The 19,575-nt window shown below is 36.4% G+C and carries 17 protein-coding genes; 15 read left to right on the top strand and 2 right to left on the bottom strand.

The window, feature by feature from the left end:
- Positions 1 to 98: 98 nt before the first annotated feature.
- Positions 99 to 1,151 carry a trigger factor gene (locus EUBELI_RS12645; protein WP_041688962.1) on the top strand — a complete coding sequence of 351 codons (1,053 nt, stop codon included), beginning with the start codon at positions 99 to 101 and terminating at the stop codon, positions 1,149 to 1,151.
- Positions 1,152 to 1,216: 65 nt separating this feature from the next.
- On the opposite strand, the gene dut is transcribed toward EUBELI_RS12645, so the two are convergent.
- Together dut and nrdG are read right to left on the bottom strand one after the other, a co-directional pair.
- Positions 1,217 to 1,660 (bottom strand): dUTP diphosphatase, encoded by a 444-nt coding sequence (gene dut, locus EUBELI_RS12640; protein ID WP_012740766.1) that lies wholly within the window; start codon positions 1,658 to 1,660, stop codon positions 1,217 to 1,219.
- Between the two features lie 21 nt (positions 1,661 to 1,681).
- A complete protein-coding gene (nrdG, locus tag EUBELI_RS12635; RefSeq protein ID WP_012740765.1) occupies positions 1,682 to 2,203 on the bottom strand; it encodes an anaerobic ribonucleoside-triphosphate reductase activating protein in 522 nt (173 codons plus the stop codon).
- 174 nt (positions 2,204 to 2,377) lie between these two features.
- On the opposite strand from nrdG, the gene EUBELI_RS12630 reads away from it, so the two are divergent.
- The 14 genes from EUBELI_RS12630 (at position 2,378) to EUBELI_RS12565 (ending at position 19,281) form a co-directional block, all read left to right on the top strand.
- Positions 2,378 to 4,747: a beta-L-arabinofuranosidase domain-containing protein gene (locus EUBELI_RS12630; RefSeq protein WP_012740763.1), complete on the top strand. Its 2,370-nt coding sequence runs from the start codon at positions 2,378 to 2,380 to the stop codon at positions 4,745 to 4,747.
- 210 nt (positions 4,748 to 4,957) lie between these two features.
- Positions 4,958 to 5,818 carry a sugar phosphate isomerase/epimerase family protein gene (locus tag EUBELI_RS12625; RefSeq protein ID WP_012740761.1) on the top strand — a complete coding sequence of 287 codons (861 nt, stop codon included), beginning with the start codon at positions 4,958 to 4,960 and terminating at the stop codon, positions 5,816 to 5,818.
- A gap of 56 nt (positions 5,819 to 5,874) precedes the next feature.
- A complete protein-coding gene (locus tag EUBELI_RS12620; RefSeq protein ID WP_193359397.1) occupies positions 5,875 to 8,175 on the top strand; it encodes a RelA/SpoT family protein in 2,301 nt (766 codons plus the stop codon).
- A 16-nt stretch (positions 8,176 to 8,191) separates the two neighbouring features.
- Positions 8,192 to 8,815, top strand: a complete 624-nt coding sequence (locus EUBELI_RS12615; protein ID WP_012740759.1) for an MBL fold metallo-hydrolase — start codon at positions 8,192 to 8,194, stop codon at positions 8,813 to 8,815.
- 149 nt (positions 8,816 to 8,964) lie between these two features.
- Positions 8,965 to 10,380: a coproporphyrinogen dehydrogenase HemZ gene (gene hemZ / locus EUBELI_RS12610; RefSeq protein WP_012740758.1), complete on the top strand. Its 1,416-nt coding sequence runs from the start codon at positions 8,965 to 8,967 to the stop codon at positions 10,378 to 10,380.
- Positions 10,381 to 10,562: 182 nt separating this feature from the next.
- Positions 10,563 to 10,847 (top strand): hypothetical protein, encoded by a 285-nt coding sequence (locus tag EUBELI_RS12605; protein ID WP_012740757.1) that lies wholly within the window; start codon positions 10,563 to 10,565, stop codon positions 10,845 to 10,847.
- A gap of 6 nt (positions 10,848 to 10,853) precedes the next feature.
- Positions 10,854 to 12,623 carry an NTP transferase domain-containing protein gene (locus EUBELI_RS12600; protein ID WP_012740756.1) on the top strand — a complete coding sequence of 590 codons (1,770 nt, stop codon included), beginning with the start codon at positions 10,854 to 10,856 and terminating at the stop codon, positions 12,621 to 12,623.
- Positions 12,624 to 13,343, top strand: coding sequence for an NTP transferase domain-containing protein (locus EUBELI_RS12595; RefSeq protein WP_012740755.1), 720 nt, complete (start codon positions 12,624 to 12,626; stop codon positions 13,341 to 13,343). It begins immediately after the preceding gene.
- Complete coding sequence (locus EUBELI_RS12590) at positions 13,344 to 14,909, top strand: BCCT family transporter (RefSeq protein ID WP_012740754.1); 1,566 nt, start codon at positions 13,344 to 13,346, stop codon at positions 14,907 to 14,909.
- A gap of 396 nt (positions 14,910 to 15,305) precedes the next feature.
- Positions 15,306 to 15,437, top strand: coding sequence for a hypothetical protein (locus tag EUBELI_RS14860; protein ID WP_265416931.1), 132 nt, complete (start codon positions 15,306 to 15,308; stop codon positions 15,435 to 15,437).
- Between the two features lie 58 nt (positions 15,438 to 15,495).
- Positions 15,496 to 15,990 carry a mannose-6-phosphate isomerase gene (locus EUBELI_RS12580; protein ID WP_012740751.1) on the top strand — a complete coding sequence of 165 codons (495 nt, stop codon included), beginning with the start codon at positions 15,496 to 15,498 and terminating at the stop codon, positions 15,988 to 15,990.
- Positions 15,991 to 16,676: 686 nt separating this feature from the next.
- Positions 16,677 to 17,540 carry a hypothetical protein gene (locus EUBELI_RS13820; protein ID WP_012740750.1) on the top strand — a complete coding sequence of 288 codons (864 nt, stop codon included), beginning with the start codon at positions 16,677 to 16,679 and terminating at the stop codon, positions 17,538 to 17,540.
- Between the two features lie 243 nt (positions 17,541 to 17,783).
- Positions 17,784 to 18,833: a hypothetical protein gene (locus tag EUBELI_RS12570; RefSeq protein WP_012740749.1), complete on the top strand. Its 1,050-nt coding sequence runs from the start codon at positions 17,784 to 17,786 to the stop codon at positions 18,831 to 18,833.
- Positions 18,834 to 18,909: 76 nt separating this feature from the next.
- Positions 18,910 to 19,281, top strand: a complete 372-nt coding sequence (locus tag EUBELI_RS12565) for an ASCH domain-containing protein (protein ID WP_012740748.1) — start codon at positions 18,910 to 18,912, stop codon at positions 19,279 to 19,281.
- Positions 19,282 to 19,575: the final 294 nt, after the last annotated feature.

Genomic DNA, 19,575 nt, shown 5'->3' with positions numbered 1-19,575 from the left:
TGCTTATAGATATGGATAAAATGTCTTTTATATGGTATATTATGAAAGTCAATTTTTTACTTCTATATAATATAATGAAGTAAGAGCGGAGGTTTATTGTGAAAAAAAGTTTTATGAAGAAGACAGCAGTTGCTTTATTATCAGTTTCTATGCTTATGGTAACGGCATGTAATAGTAAGATTGATGTTAAGTATGATTATAATGTTGAAGATTATGTTCAGCTTGGACAGTATGAAAACATATCAGTCCAGGTAGATAAAACTTCAATAGAGAATGAACTTATAGAGAGTAAAATTAAACAGGATGTAGAAGATAATACTACTTATACAGAAGTTGACAGAGGTGCGATAGCTTCTGATCAGATTCTTGTTACATATACTGCTACATCTTCAGGCGCATCTCTTAGCGGACTTACTAATACAGATGGTAAAACAATGATTCTTGGAACGGATACTCTCGGACTTGAACTTGATGAGTTAGATCAGGCTTTATATGGTATGACCCCAGGTCAGACAAAGATACTTATTGTTGATATACCTGAGGATTATAGTTCGGATTTATATAAGGGCACGAGGGTTGTATTTGAACTTACAATGCAGACAGTTGCACAGGCAAATGTTCCAATGATAACTAATGCATATGTTAAGGAAGCGTTTGGATATGATACCGTTGAAGAATATAGACAGTCAATAAAGGAATCTCTTGAAACTGATATTAATTCAAAGGTTGAGAACAAGATACAGGAAGATGTATTATCTTCTTTACAGGATACATTCAAGATAAGCAGTTATCCTGATTCACTTATGGAAGAAACAAGATCCAGACTTGAAACATCTATTGGTTTCTATGCGGATTTTTCAAATCTTTCAAAGGATGAATACTGTCAGAAGCAGTATGGACTTTCTTTTGATGACTTTGTTAAGAAATCTGTTGTACAGCAGCTTATCATGGAGGCTATAGTTAAAGACCGCAATATGACAATGAGAGAATACGATTATAAAGGTTCTCTTGATGATTTTGCGGCAGATAATGGATATTCTAATGCGGATACATTTGTTGAAAAATTCGGAAAAGATAAGATTGTAAAGGCTATGCTTGTGCAGAAGGCACAGGATTATGTTATTGAGCATGCCAATATTTCTTATAAGTAAGGCAAGAAAGAATTTAGGTTGTGAGTGGGAACCGGCAGCATATTATTATGCTGCCGGTTCCTGTATTATTTTGTGCCTGTTGAGCCAAAGCCGCCTTCGCCTCTTTCTGTGTCGTCAAGTTCTTCTACTTCGTTGAAGTCTGCTGTGATGTATGGTGCTAAGACTATCTGAGCGATTCTGTCTTTTGGTTCTATGGTTACAGGTTTATCTGAATGGTTGTGGAGGGCTACTATGATTTCACCTCTGTAGTCAGAATCTATTACGCCTACTTTGTTGGCTGGGGCAAGACCTTTTTTGCATGCCATTCCACTTCTTGCGTAGATGAGTCCTACGAGTCCTGCAGGTATCTCCATTGCTATTCCTGTTTTGATGAATTCAGTTGTGCCTGGCATAACTGTTACAGCTTCGGACATTCCTGAGTAGAGGTCTGCTCCGGCTGAGAATTCTGTTCCGTATGTTGGGATACAGGCGTTAGGACTTAATTTCTTAATATTAACTTTCTGTGACATTGTGTAAACTCCTTTTTATTATTAATCGTACAGAAGTACGATATTACCTGATTCGAGAGATTCTTTTACAAGGATTGTCCTCTGATTAGATGAACCCTTGAACTGAAGCATCATATCCTTCTTGTCTTCTTCATATTTTCCGTCGACTATGACGTCAATGTATTGAAGCATTTCTTTAGTTTCTTTCCATTCATTGCACATTCTTCCAACAATATCCTTGTCAAACAGATATCCTGTAAAGCACCATATACTCAGGTCAGGATATATTCTGCGTACTTCCCTCAGCAGTGGAAGGAGTCCCTGTTGGTTGCTGTGTTCAAATGGTTCACCTCCCAGAAGTGTGAGCCCTGTAACATAGTCTGGAGCAAGGGAATCAATGATTTCTTTAATTGTATCGTCTGTAAAGTCCCTGCCATAATTAAAGTCCCATGCGATTTCGTTAAAACAACCTTTGCATCGGTGGGTGCATCCACTTACAAAAAGAGAGGTGCGCACCCCTGGTCCGTTAGCAATATCGCAGGTTTTTATCTCGGCATAATGCATAATATAAACCTTCTTTCTAAAAGTTGCAATAAATCTGTATTATTAGCTGATAATGACATCTTATCACATGAATTACAGAATTATGAATGCTATATTAAGACTATAGCAAATGATTAAAATCTGTTGTACAATTATAGCAGATTTGCTCGTGACAAACAATGGAGGGTACATATAATGAAAATTTATTTTGACAAGCTTTACAGGTATGACAGATTGCAGGAACCGGCAGGCATAGCACTTCCTTTTAAGGAAGGTGAGTTAAAGAGTGCTGACAGGATAGCCATTACACAGAATGGCAGAAAATGTATGGTTCAGCCAAAGATTACATCAAAGCATCCAGATGGAAGCATAAGATACCTGTATGTGGATTTTCTTGCTGATATTCCGGCTAATAAGGGCGCAGTGCTAGAGTTTGAAAAAGAGTCTGATGGAAAGTATGAAGAAAAAGGAGTATCTGTTACTCAGACTGAGCAGGGACTGCGAGTTGATACAGGTTGTGTTACATTTACAGTAAATAATAATTCCCAGAATATATTTGAAACACTTGATGATGGAAGAAAACATTATACTGCTCAGAATTTTGAAGGACCATATCTGAAAGATGATATGGGATTATACGACATTAATATTGGCGAGTGGAAGATTATAGACGCAGGTCCTGTAAAATGTGTAATCAGAGCTAAAGGAAGTAACATTCTTAATAATAAAAAAGTTGATTTTGAGATAACACTTACATCATATGCAGCTAAGTCATGGATTGATGTTTCATACAGAATTATTAATACGACTTATGATGAACTTCATATCAAATCACTGGTATTTTATGCAAAGCCTGATGAGACAGTCACTGCAAGTGATGATTTGTTTGATATGCACATTAATATGGGTAATGATTCTACCGGATGTGGAGATGTACTTACGGATAATTCTAAAGAGAATGGACCTGTGTATCACACAAGAGGAACCGGGGAATTAGAGATGATATCTGGTAAAGCACCTGTTTCCAATGTAAGAACACTTGTTGGAAGCTCTAATTATAAGACTGATTTCTATATTGGAAGAGATGGAGTGCAGGTTAATAAGATTATCGATGATGCATATCTTGTAAAGGAAGCGAATGAACATTTTGCAGAGGTATTCTATGGTACATTTCTTGCAGATTATACTGATGGAAATGATGGATTGTGTATAACTGTATATCAGGCACAGCAGAATTATCCGAAGGCAGTTAAGGCATATGACGGCGGAGTAGCTGTTATGCTTGTTCCAGAGGATATTGGAAATGTTGTTATGCAGTCTGGTATGGCAAAGGAACAGAGATTCCTGATGCATTTCCATGAACCGGATATGCAGATGTGGGAGCTTGATAACAGAAGTACAATATACCAGATGCCTGACAGACCATGCATAGCACCAGAGGAATTCAAGAAGGCAGAAGTGTGTATGGATGTATTCCCTGAACATCTTGTGAATGAAGTTGAAATCGCACTTATTGCAAGGGCTGATAATCATTCAAGATGCTACGGCATGCTGAATTGGGGCGATTCTATTGATATGGGATATACTTTACAGGGAAGAGGCGGCGGAAAACCTGTATGGAGTAATAATGAATATGATTATCCGCATTCATGTGCTCTTATGTATGCAAGAACTGGAATCAGAAGATTCCTTGACTATTTAATAGTTTCAGCAAAGCATCAGATGGATGTTGATGTATGCCATTACAGCAAGAATCCATTAAGAATAGGTGGACAGTGGGAACATACAGCAGGCCATTGTAAGAATGGAATAATGGTATGCTCACATGAATGGGTTGAAGGAGTGATTGATTACTATCATTTTACAGGTGATGAGAGAGGTCTTGAGACAGCTATAAGTATAGGTGATAACATATTAAGACTTCTGGATACACCAATGTATGCAAAACCGGGAGAAGCCAATGCGAGAGAAACTGGCTGGGCTTTACGTGCACTTGTTGCATTATATGTGGAAACAAGAGATGAAAAATGGCTTGCAAAGTGTGAGTGGATTATTGACAGCTTTAAGATATGGGAAGAGGAGTATGGCAACTGGCTTGCTCCATATACGGACAATACTCTTATAAGAGTAGGATTTATGATATCAGTAGCTGCAGGAAGCGTAATGAGATATTACAGGGTATTCCCAAGAGAAGATATTAAGCAGATGCTCATAAGAGCAATTGATGATATTGTAGAGAATTGTACTCTTGATAATGGTTTGTTCTATTATAAGGAGCTTCCTTCACTTTCAAGGAATGGAAATAACACACTTCTTCTGGAATCACTGGCAATTGCCTATGAACTGACAGGTGATAAGAAATATCTTGAGTATGGTTTCAAAACATTTGAAACTAATATTAATAACACAGGCAGGGCAGGAGTTGGTTCTAAAAAGGTTATAGATGATGCTGTTATTGTTTCCGGTGACAGCACGAAAGGATTTGCACAGAGTTTTATACCACTTGTTACATATTATAAGGCACTTGGAGATACAGGATTAATTAATAATGTAAAGCTGTATTGATAATTGAGATAAAGGTGCATACAGAGTTTAATACGGTGAGAGAAAGCAAACGCGTTTCGCTTGGGCGGGCTTTCTCTCACCGTTCTTTTGTATATAGCAGCATTAAAGCCCTCACAGCTTGGAAAAGTCGCAGATATTTACTGGTTTTTTTATGTAATATATAGTATAATCTTTCAAAAGTGTTTGTAATTGACGGAAAGGTGGTTTTTTATGAGAATCGGAATAAGAGCACATGATGTTGCATACGCTCCATTAGAGGAGCTTATACCTAATATACATGCACAGGGTTTTCACTGTATGCATATTGCACTCAGTAAGTCTATTAAGGAGTTTAAGCCGGGCGTGGAGACTATGACTCCGGGACTTGCTATGTATATTAAGGAATTATGTACAGAGAATAAGGTTGATGTTGCAGTACTTGGATGTTACCTTAACCTTTGCAATCCTAATCCTGAGAAGCATAAGGAGATTGTTGAGAAGTATAAGGCACATATAAGATTTGCAAGTATTCTTGGCTGTGGAGTTGTTGGTACTGAGACTGGTGCAGTTAATGAGGAGTACAAATATGAGCCGGCTAATCACAGTGAGGAGGCACTTCAGTGCTTTATTGATAATTTAAGGCCAATAGTTAAATATGCTGAACAGTTTGGTGTTATTGTAGCAATTGAGCCTGTATGGAAGCACATTGTATACACTGTCGAACGTGCAAGAAAGGTGCTTGACGCTATTGATTCACCTAATCTTCAGATTATATTCGACCCGGTTAACCTGTTATGTGTTGATAATCTTGCACAGCAGGATGAGATTATTGAGAAAGCATTTGACCTGTTATTAAAGGATATTGCTGTTGTTCACTGCAAGGATTATATTGTTGAAGGCAGTGAGCTTAAGTCAGTGGCAGCAGGTACAGGAAAGGGTAATCCGGTGACCGGAGGAGGTCTTAATTATCCACTTCTGTTAAAGAAGATTAAGGAGCATAAGCCATATGTACACTGCACACTGGAAAATACTGTTCCTGAGAATGCAGTGGCTACAAGAGAATTTATGGAAAGAACATATGCCAGTGTATAAATAATGGGCTTAAGAAAACTATAACGCTGGACAATTACCAGAGAATGGAGGCACGTATGCCAGAGAATATAGAGTTACCAGGCGCAAGCCATAACAAAACTAATCAGGTTGAAAGAGCGGTGGATACACCAGCAGATTTTACAAGTCCTGAGGAATTATATAAGGATCTTATTGCAGCTATAAAGAAATACCACCCATCTACAGATCTGTCTGATATCGAGAAGGCATACGAGACTGCAAGAAAGGCACATGAGGGACAGTTCAGAAAATCGGGTGAGCCATATATAATCCACCCTTTATGTGTTGCTATTATTCTGGCTGAATTAGAGCTTGATAAGGAGTCAATTATTGCAGGTCTTCTTCATGATGTTGTTGAAGATACAGTTATGACAAGTGAAGATGTTGCAAAAGAATTTGGTGATGAGGTAGCACTGTTAGTAGATGGTGTAACAAAGCTGACACAGCTCAATTACCAGCATGATAAGATTGAGGTCCAGGCAGAAAACCTTAGAAAAATGTTTCTTGCAATGGCAAAGGATATAAGAGTTATCCTTATAAAGCTTGCCGACAGACTGCATAATATGCGTACAATGCAGTATCAGTCACCGGCAAAGCAGATTGAGAAATCAAGAGAGACAATGGAAATATATGCTCCAATAGCCCACAGGTTAGGTATTTCCAAGATTAAGGTAGAGCTTGATGATTTATCAATGAAATATCTTATGCCTGATGTATATAATGATCTTGTTGAACAGGTCAACTTAAACAGACCAGGCAGGGAAGCATTTATAAAGAGCATAATTAAAGAAGTCGGCATGCATATAAGCAATGCCGGTATTGAGGCTGAGATTGACGGAAGAGTTAAACATTTCTTCTCAATCTATAGAAAAATGGTCAACCAGAATAAGACGCTTGACCAGATATATGACATATTTGCAGTAAGAATAAAGGTTGATACAGTTAAAGACTGTTATGCGGCACTTGGTGTAATACACGAAATGTATAAGCCTATTCCGGGACGTTTCAAAGATTATATTGCCATGCCTAAGCCTAATAATTACCAGTCGCTCCATACAACACTTATTGCATCTAACGGACAGCCGTTTGAGATACAGATAAGAACTTACGAAATGCATAAGATTGCTGAGTATGGTATTGCAGCCCACTGGAAATATAAAGAGGGAAAAACCGGCGAGAAGGACAACCAGAGTGAGGAAGCAAAACTTAGCTGGTTAAGACAGATTCTTGAATGGCAGAAGGAAATGTCTGATAACAAGGAATTCTTATCATCTATTAAGAATGACCTTAACCTTTTCTCAGACAGCGTATACTGCTTTACACCTTCGGGTGATGTCAAGAACCTTCCTGCAGGTTCATGCCCTATAGATTTTGCGTACAGTATCCACAGTGCTGTAGGTAATAAAATGGTAGGTGCAAGAGTTAATGGAAAGCTTGTTACTATTGATTATGTTATTAAGAATGGTGACAGAATCGAGATTATAACATCGCAGAATTCCAAGGGACCAAGCCGTGACTGGCTTTCAATTGTAAAGAGCACACAGGCAAAGAATAAGATTAACCAGTGGTTTAAGCAGGAGTTAAAGGAAGATAATATCATTAAGGGCAAGGAAATGATTGTTAACTACTGTAAGACTAAAGGAATCGTTCTTTCTGACATTACCAAGCCTGAATATGTTGAAAAATGTCTTAACAAATATGGCTTTAAAGACTGGGATTCTATTCTTGCAGCTGTCGGACATGGTGCACTTAAAGAGAGCCAGATAGTAAACAGGCTTAATGAGGAGCATTTAAAGACCAAGAAGGCAGAAGTTACAGATAAAGATGTACTTGAGGAAATCGTTGCCGCTGAGTCTAAGGAAAAGTCAAAGAAGAAGGAAGGCAAAGGTGGAATTGTCGTTAAGGGAATCCATGATGTTGCTGTCAGATTTTCAAAATGCTGTAATCCGGTTCCTGGTGATGAGATTGTTGGTTTTGTTACAAGAGGAAGAGGCATATCAATTCACAGAACAGACTGTGTTAATATAATCAACTTCCCGGCTAATGAACGTGCGCGTCTTATTGAGGCTGAATGGGAGCAGGGACAGACAGCAGGCGATACTTATGAGGTTGAAATCAATATATTTGCCAATAACAGAACTGGACTTATTGTTGATATATCAAGGATGTTCACAGAGGCAGAGATTGATGTGAAGTCTATGAACTGTCGTCTTAATAAGAAGGAAGTTGCGACAATAAGTGTCGGCTTTGATATTCACGGCAAGGAAGAACTTAACAGAATTATAGATAAATTAAGAAAGATAGACGGAGTTACTGATATAACAAGAACTGCCGGCTAAGAAAGGTTTGCAGATTATGATTAAGATAGAATCAAGAGTATTGGGACCGGTAGCTACTAACTGCTATCTTATAATTAATAAAGATAACAATGAGAGCATTATTGTTGACCCGGCAGATTCACCGGAGTCTATATATGATATGGTTGTGCGTTCAGCAAGCAAGCCACAGGCAATACTTCTTACACATGGACATTTTGACCATATAGGTGCGGCTAATGAGGTGCGTGAGCATTATGGAATTAAGATATATGCATCATGTGATGAGGAAAAGCTTCTTGCTTCACCGGCAAGAAACCTGTCAAATGCATACGGCATGAGTCTTAGGGTTACAGCAGATGTACTTCATAATGATGGGGATATTCTTGAACTTGCAGGACTTAAGATAAAGGCAATCCATACACCGGGACATACAGCAGGCGGAACATGCTACTATATCGAATCGGACAAGACGCTTATGTCAGGTGATACACTTTTTGCTGGTTCAGTTGGGAGAACAGATTACCCTACAGCAAGCTCTGCTGCAATGATGGAGTCACTTCATGACAAGCTCTGCAAGCTCCCTGACGATACAGATGTATATCCTGGACATGGAGAGTTCACAACGATTGGATATGAAAAGCAGAACAATCCGTTTATGTGATGTCCGCAAGCGAAAAGGAAGCAACGCGAAGCGTTATTTACTTTTCGCGGGACATCAACGAGCAAACGCCTGCGAAGCAGGCTGGAAAGCACGATAGTGCGAGTTTGCGAGTATAAAAGCACAAATATCAGTGCGAAAAGGAAGCAACGATGATATATATTAAGATTGACAATGATGTATTTTATGATGATGCGGTTGTACTTGTCCGCTCGTTTTATCCAAGAATTGAGGTTATGGCACTTAAGGCAGATTCCAAGCCGGAAGAGAATGATGAGATTCTTTCAATAGAAGTGCCTGATATCACAGGGCTTGATAAGAAGAATGCCCACGAAGTATTTAAGGACAGTTTATATAAGAAGCTTTCAGAAAAAACTGGCAAGAAGCTTCCATGGGGATATCTTACAGGAGTAAGACCAAGTAAGATTGCGTACACAATGCTTGAAGAGGGTGCAACCAAGGAACAGATTAAGAAACATTTTATGGACAAGCATTATGCAAGTGAAGAAAAGGCTGACCTTGCGCTCACAGTAGCGAGGAAAGAACTGGATATACTTACAGATATGGATTATAAGACAGGCTACAGCCTGTATATTGGAATTCCGTTCTGTCCAAGTATATGTCTGTACTGCTCATTTTCATCATATGCACTTGGTGCGTACAAAGATTATGTAGATAATTATGTAGATGCGCTTATTAAGGAGATAAGATTCGTCGCTGAAACTATGAAGGGCAGAAGACTGGATACAGTGTATATGGGTGGTGGAACACCTACAACTTTGAGTGCAGCACAGTTAGATAAAGTACTGACAGTGGTTGAAGAAGCATTTGACTTGAGCAGATGCCGAGAGCTTACTGTAGAAGCTGGAAGACCGGACAGCGTGACACCAGATAAATTCAAGGTTCTTAAAGCTCATAATGTGGGAAGAATATCTATTAATCCACAGACAATGAACCAGAAAACACTTGACCTGATTGGAAGAAAGCATACGGTTGAAGATATTAAGAATGCTTATGCAATGGCAAGAGAAGCAGGACTTGATAATATCAACATGGATATGATTCTTGGACTTCCGGGAGAGGGTGTAGACGAGGTTTACCATACACTTAATGAAATTAAGGCGATGCGGCCGGAGAGTCTTACCGTTCATTCACTTGCAATCAAGAGAGCTTCAAGACTTAACATATTGCGTCAGCAGTACACAGAGCTTTCAATCGAAAACACAGACAGCATTATCGCAATGACTGAGCAGACAGCAAGAGATCTTAACATGCAGCCTTATTATATGTATCGCCAGAAGAATATGGCAGGCAATTTTGAAAATGTAGGCTATGCAGTTGCTGGACTTGAATGCATTTATAATATTCTTATTATGGAAGAAAAGCAGACAATAATTGCGTGCGGCGCAGGTGCTTCAACCAAGGTTGTGTTCCATAATGAAGGCGATGAAAACCATTCTGTGCGTATTGAGAGAATTGAGAATGTCAAAGATGTTAGAAGCTATGTCGAGAGAATTGATGAGATGATTGAGAGAAAGCGGAAGTTCTTTGGGGAGAATGAGTTTTGACAGAATAATTGTTTGGAAATGAGGGCAGTATCATTTTTGGCTAACTGTACAGTAGATGATTTTAGAATAATATTAGAACGTCGAAACTGGTCTGTTAATAATATAAAATCAAGGGTAGGAAATTCAAATAATTCAAGAATCACATTTGAAACAACGGTTCAGCTTGGAGATGATGAATTACGTTGGAAGATGGTATTACAGACGAATGTAAAAAAGAATACAATCCATGTAAAAATAAAAATGATGACAGTTATTTTAAAGATAATACGATAGTAGCTGTAATAAAAACCAATGGAGTTACATTTGAAATCACCAATACTGCCACACCGGATTTTATAAAAAATATTATAGAGAAATTTAGTACAAATATAAACAGAAATGAACACAACCTCCAGAAATGGAGGTTTATGTTTAACAATGTGTTCACGAAAAGAATGATAAGAAAAATCATGAAAGAAAGGAAATGAAAAATAATGAACAAACAAGAAAGCGATATCTTGAACACGCTTTTATTGAAACCATATATCAATCAAAGGATTCTAGCAGAAGTATCAGGTCATTCATTAGGAGTAGTAAACCGTTCACTAAAGGAACTTATCAAAGCTGATTACTTAGATGAATCTATACGTCCAACAGTGAAAGCAATTACAGAATTCAAACAGAAAACTCCACAGCGTGCTGTTATCCTGGCAGCGGGATTCGGTATGCGGATGGTTCCCATTAATACGGAAATGCCAAAAGGTCTTTTGGAAGTCAATGGTGAGCCATTAATTGAACGTATTATCAAGCAGCTTCATGAAGTGGGGATTAAAGAAATCTATGTGGTTGTAGGTTTCATGAAAGAAAAATATGAGTACTTGATTGATGAATATTGTGTAGAACTCGTAGTTAATGATGATTATGCGGTAAAGAACAATTTACATTCGATCAAACTTGTAAAAGAACATTTGGAGAATGCTTACATTATTCCTTGTGATATCTGGTGTGATCGAAATCCGTTTCATCGCCATGAATTGTATTCCTGGTATATGGTTAGTGACATGGTGGTCAATGAAAGCAATGTTCGCGTTAATCGTAAAATGGAACTGGTAACTGTGCCAGAAAGTTCTGGTGGCAATGCAATGATTGGTATCTGCTATCTGGTAAAAGAGGATGCCGATACAGTTGCGAAATGTATAGAGGAGTTATGTAAAAATCAGCGGTATGATGGAGCATTCTGGGAGGAAGCTCTTTATAACAAGGATCGGATGATAGTACTAGCTCGCGTGGTTCATTCAGCAGATGTAGTTGAAATCAATACTTATGAGCAACTACGGGAAATCGACAGCGATTCTAATCAGTTGAAAACAGATGCAATTCAGGCGATTTGCAATGCTCTAAAAGCAAAGCCGGAAGCGGTTATGGATATTACTGTTTTGAAAAAAGGTATGACAAATCGGTCTTTTCTGTTTACTTGCAAAGGGAAAAAATATATCATGCGTATTCCGGGAGAGGGAACTGACCAGCTTATCAATCGTCGTCAGGAGGCAGCAGTTTATCAAGTTATTGACGGAAAGCACATCTGCGATGATATTGCGTATATCAACCCACAAAATGGCTATAAAATCACGGAATTCTTGGAAGGCGCAAGAGTATGCAATCCATTGAACTACGAAGACGTTAAGAAATGTATGATGCGGCTACATGCGTTCCATGACTTGAAATTAAAAGTAAATCATGAGTTTGATATTTTTTGGCAGACGGAGTTCTACGAAACACTGTGGGATGGAACGCCTTCTATTTATAAGGATTATGAGAAAACAAAAGCAAATGTTTTGTCACTAAAGCCTTATATTGATGTACATGTGGGAGAAAAAGTTCTGACTCATATTGATGCAGTACCGGATAATTTCCTTTTTGTGGAGAAGGACGGAAAAGAAGAAATCAGACTGATTGACTGGGAGTATGCAGGAATGCAGGATCCTCATGTGGACGTTGCAATGTTCTGTATTTATTCTCTTTATAATAAACGTCAGGTTGATCGATTAATTGCAGCCTACTTTACTGAAGGCTGTAGTGATGAGATTAGAATCAAGATTTATTGTTATATTGCAGCTTGCGGACTTTTATGGAGCAACTGGTGTGAGTATAAGAGAAATCTCGGTGTGGAGTTTGGTGAGTATTCGCTTCGACAGTACCGATATGCAAAGGATTACTATCGAATCGTTCAAGAAGAATTGAAAAAGCAAGGGGAGGAAGAGTAAATGCCAAAAGTAGAAAGAGCTATTATTATGGCAGCTGGTTTAGGAAATCGAATGCACCCAGTGACACTGTCAACACCGAAACCTATGGTTAAAGTGAATGGGGTGCGAATGATCGACACAGTCATTGATGGTCTGCATGAAAATGAAATTTATGAAATTTATGTTGTTGTCGGTTATCTTAAAGAACAGTTTGTGACACTTGAAAAGGAGTATTTTGGTGTCAGGTTGATTGAAAATCCATACTATGATACTTGCAACAATATATCTTCCCTTTATGTAGCACGAGAGCATATTGAAAATGCGATTATTCTGGATGGTGATCAGATTATTTATAATCCTGAAATTCTTGCACCAGAATTTGAACGCTCTGGTTATAACAGTGTTTGGACAGATGGTGAAACGGATGAGTGGCTTCAGAATGTTGAGAATGGCATTGTTACGGCATGCAGTCGGACAGGTGGAAAAGGCGGATGGCAGCTGTACAGTATTTCTCGCTGGACTGCAGAGGATGGGAAAAAACTAAAACGTCATCTTGAAATTGAGTTTGAACAAAAGAAGAATCAACAAATCTACTGGGATGATGTGGCGATGTTCTGCTACCCAAAGGAGTATCAATTGGGTATCCGTCCTATGAATAGAGACGATATTACAGAGGTGGATAATTTGAGTGAGCTAATTGCTTTAGATGCCAGCTATAAAAAATATGTGGAGGAAAAGTAAATGAATACTAAAAAAGAACATGGAAAAATAGACTGGATGATAACACTGGTGCCCTTGGCAATCGTAATTGCATTATGTGTTCTATTCTTTTTGGCACCAGAACAATCGAATGCAGTACTGAGCCAGATTCGTTTTTTTTTAGGTGATACTTTTGGAACATATTACTTAGTAATTGGATTGGGAATTTTCATTCTTTCTCTGTATATTGCTGGTTCTAAGTACGGTAACATAGTTTTTGGCGAGCAAAATGAGAAGCCGAAGTATTCTTTTTTTGTGTGGGGTTCAATGATGTTCACCTGTGGTCTTGCAGCAGATATTCTGTTCTATTCGTTTTCGGAATGGGTGTTGTATGCAACTGATCCGCATCTGACAGAGATGGGAAGTATTCAGGATTGGGCAGGCGTATATCCACTGTTCCATTGGAGCTTCATTCCGTGGGGATTCTATCTGGTACTGGCTGTTGCCTTTGGCTTTATGCTCCATGTAAGAAAAAGAAACCGTCAGAAGTATTCAGAGGCATGCCGCCCGATTCTTGGAAAGCATACTGATGGCTGGGTAGGTCGCATTATTGACCTGTTAGCTGTATTTGCACTCCTTGCTGGTACTGCTACCACATTTAGCGTGGCAACACCGCTTATGGCAACTATTATTGGCGAACTGTTCCATGTTGCCGTTAGTCGTACTGTAATTAACATTATTATTCTTCTGATTACCTGCGCTGTATATACATATTCCTTACTGCATGGATTTAGGGGGATCAGCAAGTTGGCAAACATTTGTATTTATATGTTCTTTGGTCTGATTGCCTTTGTGCTGCTGTTTGGTGGAGAAACACGGTACATTATTGAAACTGGTTTTTCTTCACTTGGTCGAATGATACAGAACTTTGTTGATCTGTCTACATTTACTGACCCGCTCCGTACATCGAACTTTCCGCAGAATTGGACGATTTACTATTGGGCTTATTGGATGGTTTGGTGTGTGGCTGCTCCGTTCTTTATCGGAAGCATTTCTCGTGGTAGAACAGTGCGTCAGACAATTCTTGGTGGCTATATATTTGGTGTTGGTTCCACATTGACGAGCTTTATTGTACTGGGTAACTACTCTATGGGAATGCAGGTGACCGGAAAAGCTGATTTTATTGCACAGTATCTGGAGAGCGGTGACCTGTACGGGATGATTGTATCTATCATTAAGACGATGCCTGGTGCGCCTGTTATTATGGTAGTTGTTTTGTTGACAATGATTGCTTTTTATGCGACGTCTTTTGACTCAATTGCATTGACAGCATCCTGCTACAGCTATCACACATTGAGAGATGGTGAGCAACCGAATAAGGGCATTCAGTTTATGTGGTGTATTTTGCTGATTTTGCTTCCAATTGCTTTGCTGTTTGCAGAAAGTTCTATGAACAATCTTCAGTCGGTGAGTATTGTGGCGGCATTCCCGATTGGAGCGGTAATTGTGATGATTGCGGTTAGCTTTATGAAGGATGCAAAAAAATATATGGAAAATGTGGAAGAAAAAGGTCAGCAAGAGGTTGACAATGTTGACAACGAAAAATAAATTTGACAGGAGAGTATGTTAAATTTTAAAAGTACAATATAAAAATGTGTTGATAATAATGAGAATTTTTGCAGTTGGATATAAAGGGGCAGGTTTTATAATAATTTTTCTCCCGCTAATTTCAGAAAATGGTTATTCAGGTTTATGTTTTTAGAAAATAAACTGCCTTTACAAGATATACTTGTAACTATGAATATTCCTATATGTAATATTGTAAATTATATTTCGGATGATGAGATGATTGCTGGGTGTACGGATGGGATTGGGGATGGGGATGGTTATATCCTTGAGGATTGGTGTTGGAGGAGTATGAGAGAATTTATTTAACCGTGATAAGCGTAAAGTATAAGTTGAAATTATATAATGATAAAAGCGTAGTAATAAATGGAAGGTGGATTGATGAATAGAGAGAAAACAATTAAAGATCTTAAAAATTTTTTGGATGAAAATCGTGAAAAGCTTCTTAATATTGCTATTGATATTAACGATTTACCATATGATAATGAGTGGATTAATGATAATGAATAGGATGAAATATATAACATAAATTTTTAATAAGATTGAAGTCAGCAAAGGCAATTGCGTCATGGTAAAAGCCGGTACGATTCATGCTATCGGAGCTGGAATCCTTATATGTGAAATCCAGCAGAATTCAAATTGTACTTACAGAATGTATGATTATGACCGTAGGGACAAGTTCGGAAATAAACGAGAGCTGCATGTCGATAAGGCTCTTGATGTTGTTGATACTAAAAGATATGTGCCATATGAAAGCAGCAGTAATGCATATGATGAAGCTTTGAATGAAGCCGCAGCAACTATTGAAGCGGACTCATCAGAAGGTCAGTTATTAGTAAGCTGCAAATATTTTGAATGTTATAAACATGATATATCCGATTCAGTATCAATTAATGTCGATACAGCTTCTTTCCGCTCTGTGATATTCACGGAAGGATGTGGAACTATCCGAGTAGGAGAAGATGTTAAGGCATATAAAGCGGGTGATAGTTTCTATATAATTGCAGGTAATAAAACTGTGGAAATAGAGGGAAACGGGGGTGCTATTATTACGAAGGTCTGATTAAGATGTAGGTATGCATTTGTCTAGTTCTAGTTTTGTTATTGACACAAAATAATGCATAAATTTTTAATTCAATATATGTGAAATTGACCTCCGTTGGTGAAGCATTTGCTTTGCTGGCGGAGTTTTTTTGTTATTCTGGAATGTGGTTTGTGATTGGAGCAGATAATTCAGGTAGAGAATTGTAATATTGATTGATAAACTGATTATAATATGTTATTATTTAGACAAGTCGGATTGCGAAAATAATTGTTTGGATTAATTCAAAGATACATAGGTTAGGAGTAATGTACTATGGGTAAGGTTGGGTTAATTCAGGTTGTGAAACGAAGTCCCCTTGGGGACTGGGATATATGATGGAGAGAGGTTGATGAGGCCTCTCTTGAAGTGTTACATGTAATTTAATTCCATTTTTAAAAAGAAGGAGAAATTGATGTGCTTATTTTTTAACTAAACTGTTTGTGAAAGAATTATTAACTGATCAAATTTTTATTAATAAAGTGATATGCAATAGTTGAAGAGTCATATTTTGAACGCAATAATGAAGGCATAAGCTAAATTGTATGGTCGTAGATAATGAAAATTATAATATGTTGCAAAATATTTGCGATTAAAATGATACTATATGATAGGTTGATAAATAATAATTTTTTTAAAATGGATACCAAACAATGGAGGTATAATACATGGCAAGAAAAATAATGTATGCAATATCAAATGTTGAAGGAGACAGCAAGAAGAAAATATATTGCGAAAATTTAGAGAAAAACGAATACGAAGCAAAATACAAAGGGTATTTAACATGCATCAAGGGATGCCAAGCTAGAATAAAATTTACACAAAGAAAAAATGATATTAAATTCTTTAGTACATGGAATAAAGAGGGAAATTTACATGAAAAAAGTTGTCCTTATCATGTTGATTATAAGGGTAAAATGGGAAGAAAAAAGTTAAATGCTTATTATCAAAGTATAGAGCTAAGTGAAGAAATAATATTACGACGATTAAAAAGAAAAATGGAGGGATTACTTAAACAATATTCGGATGAAGATATAATTGATCCTCCTAATGGTAGTATGGAAGTTGATGTAATTGGCGAAGATGAAGTTGCAGTATTTGAAGGTGATGAAAATGGGAAAAAGAGTGAATGTTTGCCAAGAATTTATTATGAAGATGCTGAATATATAAGTACTGATGATATTGGATGTAGAAAATCAGTTTACGGATTTATAAGTAATGTTCAGTTAGAAGAGGATAAGAAAAAAGGAAAATATGCTTACTTTAATTTAGCAACGAAACATAGTACTGTTAATATTGCTTTTCCAGAAGCATTCTACTCAAATGAATTATCGTCTGGAGTGCAAGAATTTGAAATATATGTATCCAAAGTAAAAGAATTAGTGCAAAAACATCCCAATAAAATTATGGTTATTGCGTATGGAGAAATAACCCGAAAGAAGAAAGATAAAAATGGAGTAAATGTTTCTGTAATTTCTCCAAATAGAATTTTGGTTGATAATAAAACATACAAACAGCTTGTGTATAGGTAAATAGTTTCTGCAAAAAGAATTTAAAGATAATAAATGTAAAATTCTATGATTTCGTGAAGAATTACTTCAGTACCAAATGGTTCTTGCGGTTGCTATGAGAAAGTATAATGAAGCGTCGAGAGTACATAAGAGAGAGTATACATTATCAGATTTTTATGTTATTTAATGGCAATAATGATATTCTTTAGAATTGGTGTACTAAAGCAGAATTTATGAAAAATTAATGAGATTGGAGGGGATAGATTGAATAATATTATAAAAAAGACATTTGAAGAAATTAATTTACAAGATCCTTTTTTTCAATCTTTAAGAGCAGATTATCCTGGTTTTGATGATTGGTTTAAAAGAAAAAGTAATCAGAATGCATTTGTTCAATACATTGATGAAAAGTTAGTCGGTTTTTTGTATTTGAAAATTGAAAAAATGCATGTTGAAGATGTTGTGCCACCTATTTATGCTGACAAAATATTAAAGGTTGGAACTTTTAAAATTGATGCACATGGAACTAAAATGGGAGAACAATTTATCAAAATAATTATGGATTGTGCTTTGTGCGAAAAAGTAGATGCGTGTTATGTAACTATTTATGAAAAACATAAATCGCTTATCGATTTGGTGCAACAGTTTGGTTTTGAATTGTATGGAACAAAAGGAAAAGGTGAAAATAAAGAAAATGTTTATTTGAAAAGAATGAATATAATAACAGGAGATATTAAAAAAGATTTTCCTTTAGTAGATTACAAATCAGTAAAGAAATATTTGTTGGGTATTTATCCTAAATATCATTCAGTTATGTTTCCAGATTCTATTCTAACCACAGAGAATAAAAATATTATTACAGATGCTTCTTATACAAATTCAATTCAAAAAGTATATGTATGTTCGATGAAACAAGTTGAAATGTTGAAATATGGAGATATAGTTATTATTTATAGAACTGCTGAAAATGGGAAAAGTGCGGAGTATTCTGCAGTAGCAACATCTGTTTGTGTTATAGAAGAAGTGAAAAACCAGAATGAATTTAATTCGTTTGAAGAATTTTACAGATATATAAGCAAATATAGTGTGTTTGATAAGAATGATTTATATCATTGGTTTCGTCAAGGAGGATGTAAAGCTATAAAAATGACTTACAATGCAGCTTTAAAAAAGAGGATTGTACGTCATGACTTGATTGAAGAAATTGGCTTAGAGAGAAATCAATATTGGGGCTTTTTTGAAATGACCAATGAACAGTTTAAAAAAATAATTCATATGGGAGAGACCAATGAAATTTTTATCGACGAGAACTAATGTTTGGGCTGAGTTGCAATCATAAATTGATTACAGTATAATATGTTATATAAAATTTTGAAATGGAGTGAAAATAATGTGTGCAATATTATTATCAATTAATCCTAATCATGTAGAAAATATATTGAATGGAAGTAAAAAATATGAATTTAGAAAAAAGGCATGTAAAAGACATGTAGATAAGATCCTAATTTATTCTACAACTCCAATTATGAAAATAGTAGGAGAAGCTGAAGTCGAAGATGTTCTTGTTGATGAACCAGAGACTATTTGGGAAAAAACAAAAGCAAAGTCAGGAATTGATAAAAATTTTTTTGATAAATATTATAGAGATAGAGATCAAGCAGTTGCTTATAAATTAAAAAACGTTATCAAATATGGCAAGCCAAAAGAATTAAAAGATTTCGGAGTAAATAGTGCACCACAGTCTTTTCAGTATATAGATTAAATTTAATTATTAATTAAGCCGAGAATTTTATGACATAATTTAATAATTTTCTATATTTTATATTAAAAATATATTATAAGGTAAATGTATTTTGATATTCTTAAATTATTTAGGGTATTAGATTGATAAATGTTATATTGTATGTTAGACTTTAAATAAGTCGGAATGTGAAAATAATTGTTTGGATTAATTCAATGATATATATGTCGAGGAGAGTATTATGTTATGGATAATGTTGGGTTAATTCATGTTGTAAAAAAGAAGTCTATTTTTGAAGATATGATATTTGATTTA

This window comes from [Eubacterium] eligens ATCC 27750, assembly GCF_000146185.1.
Classification (GTDB): Bacteria; Bacillota; Clostridia; order Lachnospirales; family Lachnospiraceae; genus Lachnospira; species Lachnospira eligens.
Note: the sequence above shows the minus strand (reverse complement) of the source record. Positions and strands in the feature narration are given on the sequence as shown.

Coding starts and splice junctions, on each gene's coding strand:
- EUBELI_RS12600 (WP_012740756.1), top strand. CDS start 10,854: ATGAACAAACAAGAAAGCGATATCTTGAACACGCTTTTATTGAAACCA.
- EUBELI_RS13820 (WP_012740750.1), top strand. CDS start 16,677: ATGGCAAGAAAAATAATGTATGCAATATCAAATGTTGAAGGAGACAGC.
- nrdG (WP_012740765.1), bottom strand. CDS start 2,203: ATGCATTATGCCGAGATAAAAACCTGCGATATTGCTAACGGACCAGGG.
- EUBELI_RS12565 (WP_012740748.1), top strand. CDS start 18,910: ATGTGTGCAATATTATTATCAATTAATCCTAATCATGTAGAAAATATA.
- EUBELI_RS12580 (WP_012740751.1), top strand. CDS start 15,496: ATGGTAAAAGCCGGTACGATTCATGCTATCGGAGCTGGAATCCTTATA.
- EUBELI_RS12615 (WP_012740759.1), top strand. CDS start 8,192: ATGATTAAGATAGAATCAAGAGTATTGGGACCGGTAGCTACTAACTGC.
- EUBELI_RS12590 (WP_012740754.1), top strand. CDS start 13,344: ATGAATACTAAAAAAGAACATGGAAAAATAGACTGGATGATAACACTG.
- EUBELI_RS12625 (WP_012740761.1), top strand. CDS start 4,958: ATGAGAATCGGAATAAGAGCACATGATGTTGCATACGCTCCATTAGAG.
- hemZ (WP_012740758.1), top strand. CDS start 8,965: ATGATATATATTAAGATTGACAATGATGTATTTTATGATGATGCGGTT.
- EUBELI_RS12620 (WP_193359397.1), top strand. CDS start 5,875: ATGCCAGAGAATATAGAGTTACCAGGCGCAAGCCATAACAAAACTAAT.
- dut (WP_012740766.1), bottom strand. CDS start 1,660: ATGTCACAGAAAGTTAATATTAAGAAATTAAGTCCTAACGCCTGTATC.
- EUBELI_RS12630 (WP_012740763.1), top strand. CDS start 2,378: ATGAAAATTTATTTTGACAAGCTTTACAGGTATGACAGATTGCAGGAA.
- EUBELI_RS12595 (WP_012740755.1), top strand. CDS start 12,624: ATGCCAAAAGTAGAAAGAGCTATTATTATGGCAGCTGGTTTAGGAAAT.